At 40.6% G+C, this 13,053-nt stretch carries 17 protein-coding genes; 9 read left to right on the top strand and 8 right to left on the bottom strand.

Annotated features, from left to right (window positions below; all coding sequences use genetic code 11):
- The first annotated feature begins 162 nt into the window (after positions 1-162).
- From RR876_RS10025 to RR876_RS10015, 3 genes are all read left to right on the top strand, one after another.
- Positions 163-387 (top strand): hypothetical protein, encoded by a 225-nt coding sequence (locus tag RR876_RS10025; RefSeq protein WP_004984703.1) that lies wholly within the window; start codon positions 163-165, stop codon positions 385-387.
- A 209-nt stretch (positions 388-596) separates the two neighbouring features.
- On the top strand, positions 597-845 hold the full coding sequence (locus RR876_RS10020; protein ID WP_332477327.1) for a hypothetical protein: 249 nt from the start codon (positions 597-599) through the stop codon (positions 843-845).
- A 202-nt stretch (positions 846-1,047) separates the two neighbouring features.
- The gene (locus RR876_RS10015; protein WP_078426565.1) at positions 1,048-1,587 is read left to right on the top strand and encodes a lecithin retinol acyltransferase family protein; all 540 of its coding nucleotides are present in this window, start codon (positions 1,048-1,050) and stop codon (positions 1,585-1,587) included.
- Here the strand turns inward: RR876_RS10015 and RR876_RS10010 are convergent.
- The 3 genes from RR876_RS10010 to RR876_RS10000 all read right to left on the bottom strand — a co-directional run bounded on the left by RR876_RS10010 (position 1,581) and on the right by RR876_RS10000 (position 4,874).
- Complete coding sequence (locus RR876_RS10010; RefSeq protein ID WP_004696977.1) at positions 1,581-2,042, bottom strand: SRPBCC domain-containing protein; 462 nt, start codon at positions 2,040-2,042, stop codon at positions 1,581-1,583. The two genes, RR876_RS10015 and RR876_RS10010, sit on opposite strands and share 7 nt — an antisense overlap.
- Positions 2,043-2,161: 119 nt before the next feature.
- Positions 2,162-3,073, bottom strand: a complete 912-nt coding sequence (locus RR876_RS10005) for a bestrophin family protein (RefSeq protein WP_332477328.1) — start codon at positions 3,071-3,073, stop codon at positions 2,162-2,164.
- Between the two features lie 82 nt (positions 3,074-3,155).
- Complete coding sequence (locus RR876_RS10000) at positions 3,156-4,874, bottom strand: glutamine--tRNA ligase/YqeY domain fusion protein (protein WP_332477329.1); 1,719 nt, start codon at positions 4,872-4,874, stop codon at positions 3,156-3,158.
- A gap of 235 nt (positions 4,875-5,109) precedes the next feature.
- Here RR876_RS10000 and RR876_RS09995 point away from each other — a divergent pair, with 235 nt between their 5' ends.
- Together RR876_RS09995 and RR876_RS09990 are read left to right on the top strand one after the other, a co-directional pair.
- Positions 5,110-5,619: a peptidylprolyl isomerase gene (locus tag RR876_RS09995; RefSeq protein WP_004696971.1), complete on the top strand. Its 510-nt coding sequence runs from the start codon at positions 5,110-5,112 to the stop codon at positions 5,617-5,619.
- A 115-nt stretch (positions 5,620-5,734) separates the two neighbouring features.
- Positions 5,735-6,454 (top strand): UDP-2,3-diacylglucosamine diphosphatase, encoded by a 720-nt coding sequence (locus RR876_RS09990; protein ID WP_332477330.1) that lies wholly within the window; start codon positions 5,735-5,737, stop codon positions 6,452-6,454.
- Positions 6,455-6,515: 61 nt separating this feature from the next.
- On the opposite strand, the gene RR876_RS09985 is transcribed toward RR876_RS09990, so the two are convergent.
- On the bottom strand, positions 6,516-6,743 hold the full coding sequence (locus RR876_RS09985) for a hypothetical protein (protein WP_004696967.1): 228 nt from the start codon (positions 6,741-6,743) through the stop codon (positions 6,516-6,518).
- Between the two features lie 417 nt (positions 6,744-7,160).
- On the opposite strand from RR876_RS09985, the gene nfsB reads away from it, so the two are divergent.
- Both nfsB and RR876_RS09975 read left to right on the top strand, forming a co-directional pair.
- Positions 7,161-7,814, top strand: a complete 654-nt coding sequence (nfsB, locus tag RR876_RS09980) for an oxygen-insensitive NAD(P)H nitroreductase (protein ID WP_332477331.1) — start codon at positions 7,161-7,163, stop codon at positions 7,812-7,814.
- A 101-nt stretch (positions 7,815-7,915) separates the two neighbouring features.
- Entirely contained in the window at positions 7,916-8,149 is a 234-nt protein-coding gene (locus RR876_RS09975) for a hypothetical protein (protein ID WP_332477332.1), read from the top strand.
- On the opposite strand, the gene RR876_RS09970 is transcribed toward RR876_RS09975, so the two are convergent.
- The 4 genes from RR876_RS09970 to RR876_RS09955 all read right to left on the bottom strand — a co-directional run bounded on the left by RR876_RS09970 (position 8,109) and on the right by RR876_RS09955 (position 11,829).
- Positions 8,109-8,966, bottom strand: coding sequence for a DMT family transporter (locus tag RR876_RS09970; RefSeq protein WP_332477333.1), 858 nt, complete (start codon positions 8,964-8,966; stop codon positions 8,109-8,111). The two genes, RR876_RS09975 and RR876_RS09970, sit on opposite strands and share 41 nt — an antisense overlap.
- An 89-nt stretch (positions 8,967-9,055) precedes the next feature.
- Positions 9,056-10,093 carry a class II fructose-bisphosphate aldolase gene (fba, locus tag RR876_RS09965; protein WP_004696956.1) on the bottom strand — a complete coding sequence of 346 codons (1,038 nt, stop codon included), beginning with the start codon at positions 10,091-10,093 and terminating at the stop codon, positions 9,056-9,058.
- 121 nt (positions 10,094-10,214) lie between these two features.
- Positions 10,215-10,490 (bottom strand): hypothetical protein, encoded by a 276-nt coding sequence (locus tag RR876_RS09960; protein WP_332477334.1) that lies wholly within the window; start codon positions 10,488-10,490, stop codon positions 10,215-10,217.
- 148 nt (positions 10,491-10,638) lie between these two features.
- Positions 10,639-11,829: a phosphoglycerate kinase gene (locus RR876_RS09955; protein ID WP_332477335.1), complete on the bottom strand. Its 1,191-nt coding sequence runs from the start codon at positions 11,827-11,829 to the stop codon at positions 10,639-10,641.
- Positions 11,830-11,968: 139 nt separating this feature from the next.
- Here RR876_RS09955 and RR876_RS09950 point away from each other — a divergent pair, with 139 nt between their 5' ends.
- Both RR876_RS09950 and RR876_RS09945 read left to right on the top strand, forming a co-directional pair.
- Positions 11,969-12,355: a DUF2237 domain-containing protein gene (locus RR876_RS09950; RefSeq protein ID WP_004984725.1), complete on the top strand. Its 387-nt coding sequence runs from the start codon at positions 11,969-11,971 to the stop codon at positions 12,353-12,355.
- Positions 12,352-12,945, top strand: a complete 594-nt coding sequence (locus RR876_RS09945) for a Maf family protein (protein ID WP_332477336.1) — start codon at positions 12,352-12,354, stop codon at positions 12,943-12,945. The genes RR876_RS09950 and RR876_RS09945 overlap by 4 nt, the downstream gene beginning before the upstream one ends.
- Positions 12,946-13,053: the final 108 nt, after the last annotated feature.

Genomic DNA, 13,053 nt, shown 5'->3' with positions numbered 1-13,053 from the left:
TATATAAAATGCAAGTATTTCAACTGTCATAATAACGTTAATACCTTGCGCTATAATCGGAATTTTTCGACATCGATCGCTGCTTTTATCTCTCACGCTGACTTGCATTATTTTACAGATTGGTTATATTTCACCCTATGTTAGGTTGTAAATGAAGTCTATATGAGTTTTTGGCAAAAGCTGTTTTCGAATGAACAGCAAAACGAGCATAAAAATCAAATTGCTTGTGTTGAAAATGACTGCTCTTGTAAAACCAATGAACAGCTCATCGAAAAGCTTAAAACAGCGACCGATGAAGACGTGATTGTTGGGATTAAAAAGGTATTAGCTTCTCGTGGCTATGGCCGTAAGGAGTTAAATGAACTTCAGCATCGACCTCTACAGTAGTAGAGTCACTGAATTTTCATCAAAAAGGCACTTAGATTGATCTAAGTGCCTTTTTTTAATGTCTGTACATCATTCTGCTTATAAAAAACCACGGTATATGAAGCACAGTACACTTTGCACGTTTAAATATTATACAAAGCCTTAAATTTTTGTTACCTTACAGGCTCAATATAAAAATCAATAATGTTTGAAAATTAAAGGTTTAAGCAATGAAAAAATTACTTATGGTCAGCACATGTATTACCCTTTTATCTTTAACAGCATGTAGCAAGATGCCGAAAGCTTGTATTGAGTCTTGGGAAAAAATGGAAAAACTTGCCGAGCAGATGGGTTTACCTGAAGAACAACTCAAAGAACAAAAAAAGAAATTTGAAGAAGACGTGAAAGCGATGAACACTGAAGAAGCAACACGCATGTGCAGTACCCAAAACTCACTTTTAGGTCTAGTGGATCAATAAACACTACTTCATCTTAAAAGAGGATGCTTGCATCCTTTTTTAATGCGATCACAAAAGCTAGATATTCCTTTCCAATCGGTCTCCTTTTATTTCTATCATCGTAAACTCAAATAACCGAAACCCACTAAACTGTCGATTATTCCTAGCAGAAGCTTTAAAATACAGATAAAAGACAACTGTAATCAATTAGCACGTATTAGGCATGCAACAACAAAAAGTCCACTACCCCTTGGGGGCTCATCTCATAGTCAAACATTTTGGCTATACGCATCACGGCATATATGCTGGGCGTGGACGTGTGATCCATTATTCAGGTTTTGCGCATCTTTTTAAAAAGCATCCGATTGAAATCACTTCTATCGAGAACTTTAGCCACGGACGTAAAATTACAGTCAATCAGTACCAAGATCCCAAATATAAAGGCCGTAAAGTGGTTCGCCGTATGCGCTCACGCATGCATGAAAACAACTACCATCTTATTATCAATAACTGTGAACACTTGTGCACGTGGGCCATTACAGGTGTTGAAAGTAGCCCACAAGTCATCAAGATGATGAACAGACTTACTACTATTGGCTATGTCAGCTCTATGATGAGTTTCATGAACAGCCTGATGTTAACGCTGACCACCACCTGTTTTGCCTTAGTGCTCTATATCAAAAAGAAATTACGTGATAAAGCCAAACAGCAGCTTGGGAACTATTTTGAGTTTAAAGAGGAACGCTCTAAAAAAGATCACTGATGTGAACGCAATTGAAAAGGCGGAAATTTATCTTCAACCAAGTTAAGCTGAATATCGTATTCAAGCCATGCCTTGGCACCATCTAGCACTGTAGTAAAGCCACCTGTTGCATCCATCACATAATGAATCAGCTCATTACCTTGTAACTCAATGTCATAATTTCGAATGATCACATAGGTATTCATGCTGTCGATTTTTTCAAATACAAAATCAACTTTTGTTTTAGGCGTGCCCCATTCGATGCAGATCAGCTCATTTTCAACAACTTGTAGGACATGAGTCGAGTGCGTAATTTGGTATTTATCCCATGTCCAATCGACCATTGCGCCTTTTTCTAAATAACCAGAAGACTGACTAAACCAAAACTTGGTGGTTATGAGTGGATCAACAAAAGCGTTAAACACAATATTGACAGAACGCCGAATCAACATCTGAGTTTCGATCACGGTAGTCATTGTTATATCCCTATCACTTTTAAACTTAGTGATAGCACATCTCAACAAACCAATCATATCGAAAATTTGTTATGGCTCAGGCAATCTGCTGATTTTCTGTTATGGATTTGTTCACTGCTTTAACTTAAATTGGCTCTATGCGCACTCACTGGTTCTGGCAAGGATTCATTTAAAGAACTCAGCATTTCACGCTCTATGCCCCGTACAATAGCATCTAAAGGCAAGTCATTTTCCTGAAGCCCAAAGGGTTCTTCTAATTCTGCACTCAGTGCATCTAAACCCAATAAGAGATAGGCAATTAAGGCCACGATCACCGGTGACCAAAAACCAAGACTGGAACTTAAACTAAACGGTAAAATGAGACAGAAAGAGTACACAGCACGGTGTAACAAAACCGAATAGGAAAATGGCAGAGGTGTAGATGAAATACGGTCACAACCAGCGTGAATATCGCCCATTGCCACCGTATGCTTGGTCAGCATACTGTAAATAATATCGCTAATCTCACCACGCTTATACAACGCCGCTAGATCTTTCTGCGTAAGCTCTAATAGATATTGCGGTGGATTAATATGCGTAGCCAATATTTGCCACTGCTCTACTGCCAGTTGTACTTTGGCTTGATAGTGGTCATAGGTATGACTTTGCTGCCGTAAACGATCTCGAAGCAAATGGCTAAATAGCATCACGCGATACATCAAAACTGTACGCTCTGTATCATTTAAGACATAACTATCACGAATTATATGCCGTGCGTTGGCAATCATTGCGCCCCATAGCTTACGCCCTTCCCACCAGCGGTCATAACACGCCGTATTTCGAAAGCTTAAGAAAATCGAAAGAATCACACCAAATACAGTAAAACCAATGACAGGCACTGCGGGAACCGTCACGTAATGTTGAGTCGCTAGATAAACCAACAGTGTTGAAATTAAAACACCGACCATCAGTGCCGGAAACACTTTCGGTAAAATGGTGCCACGCCAAGCAAAGAGTAATGCAAAGCTATTGGTTTTATCTCGAACGATCACAGTGTATTCCTATTGGTTTCGCTACGAAAAGGCTCAACCGAAGTTGAGCCTTATATCTATATCCACATCAAGCAAACAGCGCTTATTTAGGCTTAAAGCTGTCTTTTAAGTCTAAAATACGGTTAAACACAGGTTTCTCTGCTGTATGGTCGTATTGATCTGCAACAAAATAACCTTCACGCTCAAATTGGAAACGATCTTCAGGCTGTGCTTGTGCCAATGCAGGCTCAATCACCGCGTGTACAATTTTCAACGAATCAGGGTTCAAGTTCGCTAAGAAGTCATCACCCACTTCAGGGTCTGACTCTGTAAACAGGCGATCATAAATACGCACTTCAGCAGGAATACCTTTGGTCGCAGATACCCAGTGAATCACCCCTTTAACTTTACGACCTTCTGGATTTTTGCCCAAAGTTTCAGGGTCGATTGAGCATTTCAACTCAACCACTTCACCGCTTTCATCTTTAATTACTTCATCACACTTAATGACATAAGCATGACGCAAACGCACTTCGCCACCCGGAATTAAACGCTTGAAGCCTTTTGGTGGTTCTTCTTCAAAGTCTTTCCGGTCAATGTAAATTTCAGAGGTTAACGGAATTACACGTTCACCCATGTCTACATTTGGATGACGTGAATGGGTTAAATCCATATCGTTAGGCAAGTTGGTGAGCGTAACTTTAAGTGGGTTCAACACCGCCATACCACGCGCCGCAACATTTTCTAAAGACTGACGAATGCAGTATTCAAGCATTGCGACATCAACAATACCATCTGACTTCGACACACCAACACGCTTACAGAAGTCACGTAGGCCTTCTGGGGTAAAACCACGACGGCGCATACCAACAACGGTTGGCATACGTGGGTCATCCCATCCATTGACATAACCACCTTCAACCAATTTACGCAATTTACGCTTAGAGGTAATGGTGTAGTCGATATTTAAACGGCTAGATTCATACTGACGTGGTACTGCTTCCGAGTGAACTTTCTCAACCACCCAGTCATAAAACGGACGGTGATCTTGGAATTCCAAAGTACATAATGAGTGAGTAATGCCTTCAATTGCATCGGATAATGGATGCGCATAGTCGTACATTGGGTACATTTTCCATTTATCACCTGTTTGGTGATGCTCTGAATGGAGTACACGGTACAAAATAGGGTCACGCATATGCACATTTGGAGATGCCATATCGATCTTGGCACGCAGAACAGCTTCACCTTCTGCAAACTCGCCATTGTTCATTTTTTCAAAACGCACAAGATTTTCTTCAACTGAAGTATCGCGATAAGGTGAGTTTTTACCCGGCTCAATAAAGTTACCACGGTTCAAACGAATTTCTTCAGGTGACTGCAAATCAACATAGGCATCACCCTGTTTAATCAGTTGAATCGCCCATGCATGAAGCTGATCGAAATAGCTTGATGCATAGCGTGGTTCGCCATTCCACTCAAAACCTAACCATTTAACGTCATTGGCGATCCCATCTACATATTCTTGTTCTTCTGCATCTGGGTTGGTGTCATCAAAACGTAGGTTACAAAAACCATCAAACTCGTTGGCAATACCAAAGTTTAAGCAAATCGCTTTCACGTGACCAATGTGTAAATAACCATTCGGCTCTGGCGGGAAACGCGTGACTACTTTTTGCGTACGACCTTCAGCCAAATCATCGGTAATCACTTGGCGAACAAAGTCTAAGCCTGGCTGTTGTTCTTGCTGCACTGCGACAGAGGCATTGTTACTTGGTGTCGGGTTATTTGGCAGTGTTGAAACAACATCATTCGGCTTCATAGTTTAAAAATCACTTTGATGAAAAAAATTAAGGAAAAATAGGGTCCTGTTATACGAGCATAATTCTAACTGATCTATCAGTCGATTTATGAATATTTTACAGCCCCTTAAACGATATTTGATCTATTTTACAAAGAAAATAACGTTTTTACTTGCCTTGTAGTTTACAGTTTGCTTATGCTTCTCACAACCAAAAAACCCATGGCTTTGATGTCCATGATTAGGAGATTACACAATGAGTTTTCCTCAAGTCGAATTAAACACCAATAAAGGTCGTATTGTTCTTGAACTTAACAACGAAAAAGCACCGATTACTGTTGCTAACTTCTTAGAATACGTACGTGACGGTTTCTATGACGGCGTAATTTTCCACCGCGTGATCGATGGCTTCATGATCCAAGGTGGTGGTATGGATGAAAACTTCAAAGAAAAAGCAACACGTGATGCAATTGAAAACGAAGCTGATAACGGCTTAACCAATGACCTTGGTACAATTGCAATGGCGCGTACACAAGCACCTCACTCTGCATCTGCTCAGTTCTTTATTAACGTGGGTAACAACTCTTTCCTTAACCACTCTGGCAAAAATGCACAAGGTTGGGGTTATGCAGTTTTCGGTAAAGTAACTGAAGGTCTAGACGTAGTAAACGAAATTAAAGGCGTTCGTACTGGCAACCGCGGCTACCACGCTGACGTTCCACTAGAAAACGTTGTGATTGAATCTGCTAAGATCATTTCTGAATAAAAAACGTCCTCCCCGCCCTTAATGAATTTTAAAGCAATGCTTTAAAATGGAGTAATAACCAAAAGACTTATTCCATTTTTCAATTAAGGGCTGAGGATGTTTAAAGGAAACTTCCGTGACCTATTTGTTTATCGCTGATTTACACTTGTCACCCGATCACCCTCGACTCGTTCGGGGGTTTTTAGATTTATTAGAGGCTTATAAAAACAAGAATACCCAACTGTATATTTTAGGCGATTGGTTCAATGCATGGATTGGCGACGACTACACTGCTCCTTGGCTAGATGAAATTATTAGTGCCTTAAAACAATTTTCAAATGCAGGTAATCACATCTATTTCTTAACAGGTAACCGTGATTTTGCCCTAGGACAACAGTTCCTCGACCAATTTAATGGTCAACTGTTAGCCGAAGTATGCACGCTCGAACTTTCAGATCACACCATTCGTATTGAACACGGAGATCTACTCTGCACTGACGACGTATCCTATCAGCGTTTTCGCAAAATTATTCGAAATCCACTTCTGCTGAAGTTTTTAAAAAGTACGCCGCTTGGCTTTAGACAAAAACTGGCTAATGGTTTCCGTAAAAAAAGCCGTCAAGCACAACAGTTTAAAAGCTATGAAGTCATGGATGTGAATCAAGATGCTGTTCAAGCAGCACTAAAAAATGTCGATTTACTAATTCACGGGCACACCCACCGCGCCAATATTCATGATATTGATGGGAAAAAGAGAATTGTACTCGGTGACTGGAAAGAAGATTCCGCTCAGATTTTAGAAATTAATGCGAATGGTCATCTACAAAATTTGGCATTAAAAAAATGGCAGTATTAATGCCATTTTTTTACTATACCAATCAATATTATACATAATGCTAACTCAAGTACTTACCGCCTTAATTCAACTCATTTAGACGATACAATTGATTAACACCGGTATAAAAGCTCAAACCATCTAAGTTCATTGGAAGAGTTTCACCAGATTCGAGTTGAATCATATGCCCCACTTCAACCCAGATTAAACCGTGATTTGTATTTTGTTGACGTTTAAGTGGAACCAATTTTACATTGATTTCACTACCATTTACGGCTGTAGCAACACGCCATGTATTTAAAGTTGTCAAAATTTTAACTCACTAAGTGAGCTTTTTGTGATGGAACAAAGAGATTAATAAAACGGGTTTTGAATAATAATTCTGTAGTTACAATGATGATATTCAAGTCATATGCCTGAACTCAGATAGATCACAATCAGCTATATCATAGAAAAGTAGGAACAATACCTACTCGTAGTCTGCATTATACTAGGTTGTCAAGATTTAAGCAAAAGTAGTCCATTTTTTAATAGAATGACTTTTTTATTATTTTATCTGTTTGAAATAAAAAACTTTTCATGTAAATACTTTATTCACAGGCGCTTAAATGCGTGTTCAGCCAGCACACATATTCAACTAAAATCTAAGTCTGTTCGAGTTGTAGCGTGATCACAAGTCTCCTTTCATCGGTTAGAATGAGACATCAACAATAAATCGAGTGCGATTATGGATCTGCTAAATATTTCAAAAAGCCGTTATACAACCAAAGCTTATGACCCAAATAGAAAGATCCCTCATGAACAGTTTACTCGATTATTAGAAATTCTCCGCTTAACACCATCATCTATCAACATCCAGCCTTGGCATTTTTTCATTGCAGAAAACACAAACGCCAAAGAACGAATTGCAAAAGCACTGGTGGGTAAATACGCATATAATGCTCCCAAAGTACTAGATTCATCACATACAATTTTATTTTGCACCAAAGCCGATATTTCTGAGCAACATTTGGAAAATTTATTACATCAAGATGACTTACATGGTCGTTTTAAAGATGATGCCGCTAAGCAAGGCCAAAAAGACAGTCGTTCAGGTTATGTCAACTATTACCGCAATGAAAAAGGTGATGTGCAGCGCTGGGCTGAGAACCAAACCTTTATTGCTTTAGGTCAGATTCTATTGGCGGCAGGTATTGAAAAAATTGATGCGACGCCAATTGGTGGTTTTGATGAATCCATTATTAGTGAAGAGCTAGGTTTAGGCGAACAAGGTCTAATCCCTTCTGTATTACTCACACTAGGCTATCGGAGTGACGCCGACTTCAATGCAAAATTGCCAAAGTCTCGCCTAAGCAAAGAAGATATTTTCACGCAGCTGTAATGCTATTTGTATATAAAAGGGACTTAAGTCCCTTTTATATTTTGGGCCTAAAAATTGCTTCATCATGTTCAATGTCAAAAACAAAAAAAGTGAGGTTACTGATGTCTGTTAAGCCCAATATACCGATGAAATTTGAATGTGCACATTGCAATAAAATCTATTTAGGTCAGTATCAACATATTATGCGCCCTCACTATCCCGATTGCCCCAGTTGTGAGCAACCAGGGCTGTTATTGGGAATTGCAGTAATTGAAGATCTGCTCAAACACCCTTTTTCCTTTGTGCAGAACTATTTTAAACAGACATTGCGTAAGCTAAACAAGCCACGCTTGTGATACCCAACAGCAATCCGATGGCTGTTGCGAGTTTGAGCTTCTCTTTAAAGAAAAGCAGCCCGCTGAATACGCCTAACAGCACCACCATAATATTCATGCCTGCAAAGACCACCGCCGGGCTGTCCTTGAGTAGCAGATGAGCTTTGACATAAAGTGCGATATTGGCAAAGTTCAACACGCCAAGACATAAACCTGCCATGACGTTCTTAGTTAAGCCGATATTTTTCGTGGTCACAGCAACATAAGCGACTGACAATAAAAACGCGCAAATAAACATCAGGTTTAACGCAACGGAAAACTGCACCCCCAGCCCTGTTGTATATTTGAGCAAGACATCAATCAGCGCATAACCAAACCAGACCAGTGCTAAATACCACACAGCCTGTTTTTGACCTTCCCCACCACCAGAGGCATTGGTAAATAAAATGCACATCACGGCGGCAAGCCCCAAGACTACCCCAACAATTTTGAGCTGATTAAACTGTTCTTGAAAAATAAAATAAGCCGCCAATAAGGACAAAATCACCGACAAACGTTGTGCGATTTCTGTTTTGACAATGCCTGCATATTGTAAAGACTTGGCTAAAAATAAGAATACACTCGGCAACAAGACACCAAGCGCGACAATCAGCCACCAAGGGGTATTTGAAATAGAAACGTGGCTTAGATCAGGTTTAAACCAGAAGTAACACAGTAAACTGGCTGAAGCATAGTTCCAGCTGATCATCTGGATCGGATCAAATCCTTTGTTTTTGCCCCATTTTAAAAGAATGGAGACCACCACACTACAACAAGCCGCAGCAAATATCAGTTCCATAGCACACTCTTATTATTGTCACTTGAATTACACACATAGAAAAGCCCACATCAGGGTGGGCTTTTCCAATATAAATCATTCAAAAAGAATTATTTATAACGATCAACCATTTTCTCTAAAGAAATTGGACGAATCTTATCGGCATTGCCCGCGGTACCAAATGCTTCATAACGGTCAACACAAATTTGTTTCATTGCATCTACAGTTTTCGCGAAGAATTTACGAGGGTCAAATTCACTTGGTTGTTCAGCCATCATACGACGCATTGCACCAGTCGATGCTAAACGCAAGTCTGTATCGATGTTGATTTTACGTACACCGTGCTTGATTGCTTCAACCAATTGCTCAACAGGAACACCATAAGTTTCTTTGATGTCGCCGCCGTACTGATTGATGATCGCTAACCATTCTTGAGGAACAGAGCTTGAACCGTGCATCACAAGGTGGGTATTTGGCAGCGCCGCATGAATTTCTTTAATGCGGTCAATTGCCAAAATATCGCCTGTAGGTGGACGCGTAAATTTATACGCACCGTGAGAAGTACCCACTGCAATTGCAAGTGCATCTACATTGGTATCCGCAACGAACTGACGAGCTTCTTCAACTGAAGTAAGAAGTTGAGAATGATCAAGAACACCTTCAGCGCCCACACCATCTTCTTCACCTGCCAAACCAGTTTCAAGGCTGCCTAAGCAACCGATTTCACCTTCAACTGAAACACCGCATGCATGCGCCATTTGTACTGTACGACGAGTTACATCAACGTTGTATTCATACGTTGTTGGTGTTTTACCGTCTGCACCCAATGAACCATCCATCATTACTGATGAGAAGCCCAATTGAATTGAACGTTGGCAAACGTCTGGATCTGTACCATGGTCTTGATGCATTACCACTGGAATATGTGGCCATTCTTCAATTGCAGCCAAAATAAGATGACGTAAGAATGGAGCACCTGCATATTTACGCGCACCCGCTGATGCTTGTACGATAACAGGTGAATTTGTCGCATCTGCTGCAAGCATGATTGCGCGCATTTGTTCTAAGTTGTTTACGTTGAATGCTGGTACGCCGTAAGCATGTTCGCCGGCGTGATCCAAGAGCTGGCGCAATGAAATAAGAGCCATAATGTCCTCCCAGTTGATGCGACATATTCTACATGCTCAAAGGTTTCAATTCAGCAACAAATAACACTATTTAAAAAAAATCCCCGCAATTGCAGGGACTTTTTACGAAATTCGCGTGTATTTAGTGCGCTGTAGCTGCCGAAGCCTCTACCGCAGGATCTGCTGTTGCAGCATCTGCTGGTGCATTTGCAACTTCAGCAGGAATGTCTTTGTTCTTTTCATCCAACTCTGGCTGATCAATCGCATCAATTGCCGCTTGTTGTTCAGCCGTTACAGCTTCTTCAACTGCTGCTGCTTCAGATGCCGCAGCGGTTTGATCTGGTGCTTCATTTTTCTTACAAGCAGTCAGTGCCAATGGTGCTAACAAAAGTGCAGCAAGGGTCATTTTTAAATTCATAATGTTTTCCTAGAACAGATGATTTAATGCCCTGTAGTTTATTTCAGCATTATTTCATTTTCATGACTGAATGATGAATAGATTTGTAAGCCCATAAAAAAAGGTTGACCGAAGTCAACCTTTTTACAACAACATGAGCACACAATAATTATTGTGCACGCTCGATCAGCGCTGCAACTGCTGGAAGTGTTTTACCTTCGACAAACTCAAGGAAAGCACCACCACCAGTTGAGATATAACCAATTTTGTCTGCAACTTCGTATTTATCAATAGCAGCTAAAGTGTCACCACCACCGGCAATAGAGAAACCAGCAGATTCAGCAATCGCTAAAGATAAAGTTTTTGTGCCTTCGCCGAATTGATCAACTTCAAATACGCCCACTGGACCATTCCAAAGAATGGTTTTAGACGTTTTCAGAATGTCTGCAAATGCTTTTGCCGTTTCTGGACCTACATCCAAAATCATGTCATTGTCAGTCACATCTTCAACTTTTTTCACGACAGCTTTTGCTGCTGCCAATGAACCTAAGAAGTCTGAAAAATCGATTTCAGAGGCATCAGCTACTACAACATCCGTTGGAAGCGGTACAGAAACTTTCGCCGCAATCGCTTTTGCAGTTTCGATCAAATCATGTTCACACAATGATTTACCGACATTGAAACCTGCTGCTGCCAAGAAAGTATTGGCAATACCACCACCCACGATCAATTGATCACAAATATCAGAAAGTGATGTCAACACATCTAACTTAGTCGATACTTTAGAACCTGCAACAATAGCAACCATTGGTTTTTCAGGTGTTTGTAATGCACGACCAAGTGCATCTAACTCAGCCGCCAATAAAGGACCAGCCGCCGCAACTTTCGCTAAACGTGCCACACCTTCAGTTGATGCTTCTGCACGGTGCGCTGTACCGAATGCATCCATCACAAATACATCACAAAGGGCTGCATATTTTGCCGCAAGTTCTGGGTTGTTTTTCTTTTCACCCGCGTTAAAACGGCAGTTTTCAAGGAGTACCACTTGACCTGCGGCAACTTCAACACCATCAAGGTAATCGGTCACTAATTGAACGTCTTGACCTAATGCCTCAGTCAAATACGCAGCAACAGGTGCTAATGATTGTTCTGGTTTTGGCTCACCTTCAACTGGACGACCAAGGTGAGAATAAACCATTAGGGCTGCGCCTTGTGCTAACGCTGCTTTAATTGTTGGTAAAGCGGCACGTAAACGTGCATCACTTGTAATCACACCATTTTTAACAGGAACATTTAAATCTTCGCGAATAAGAACACGTTTACCCGTTAAATCGAGGTCAGTCATACGCTGAAAATTCATGTAGAGCTCTCTTTCTATATATAAAAATCGCGTCGATTTTAAATGATTATGCAGAAAAAGGTTAGCATCTTTTGCAGAAAAGCAAACGAAAGGCAAAGTTTTGCTATCATAGTGAAAAGTCTCACTAGATTTAGCATTTATGTCTATTCATCCTGATCCAAATCTAAACCGTTTAAACGTTTTGGGTGAACCTTTAGCCAGCTGTTGTTATTCCCCGATCACGGGTTATTTCCGTAATGGTTTTTGTCATACAGCACCTTCCGATTTGGGACAACACACGATCTGTGTCGAAATGACCTCTGAGTTTTTAAATTTTTCTCAGCGAGTGGGTAATGATCTCATTACCCCTGTGCCTGAAGTTGACTTTCCAGGTCTACAGCCTGGCGATTTTTGGTGTATCTGTGTAACCCGTTGGGTAGAAGCTTATCAAGCCGGTTTTGCGCCTCCTGTTAAAGTTCAAGCTTGCCATCAAGCTGTACTCTCCTATGTGCCGCTGAATGTGCTTATGGAATATGCAGTCGAATGAATACTTCAGAAATCATCTTGGCATCAAGCAGTCAAACTCGTAAAGACCTCATGAATCGCTTACGTCTAGACTACCGCTGCGTTGTCCCTGATATAGATGAATCACCTCGTGGTGAAAGCCATGCCGATGATTTAGCCAAACGATTGGCTTATGAAAAAGCGCATGTCATTGCATCACAGAACCCTGAAGCGATCGTGATTGGTTCAGATCAAGTGGCATGGCGTGAAGGTGCACCCGATATTTTTATTGGTAAGCCATTGAGTACTGAAAAAGCCATTAAACAGCTACAGGCCAATTCGGACAAAATTGTCTACTTCAGTACCGCACTCAGCGTGCAGCAACATTCAACAGGTTTTGAACGTAGTCTGGTTGAGCACTATAAAGTTAAGTTCCGTAAACTGGGACTGCCTGAAATTCAGCGTTATGTTGAAGTTGAACAACCACTAATGTGTGCTGGAAGCTTCAAGTGTGAAAGCCTTGGTATCAGCTTATTTGAACAAATGATAGGACAAGATCAAACTACATTGATGGGTATGCCTATGATTCAGTTATGCAATATTCTGCGTGAATTAAAAGTACTTGTGCCTTAATTCTGTAGAAGTATTTTTAGATGCTTCCCCAATAAATTGAACAGCAGCAGATGTTGCTGTTCAATTTTGAGCATTAAATGTAACAACAGCATTAATATAATATATGAC

It is taken from the genome of Acinetobacter sp. (genome assembly GCF_036666595.1).
GTDB lineage: Bacteria > Pseudomonadota > Gammaproteobacteria > Pseudomonadales > Moraxellaceae > Acinetobacter.
Note: the sequence above shows the minus strand (reverse complement) of the source record. Positions and strands in the feature narration are given on the sequence as shown.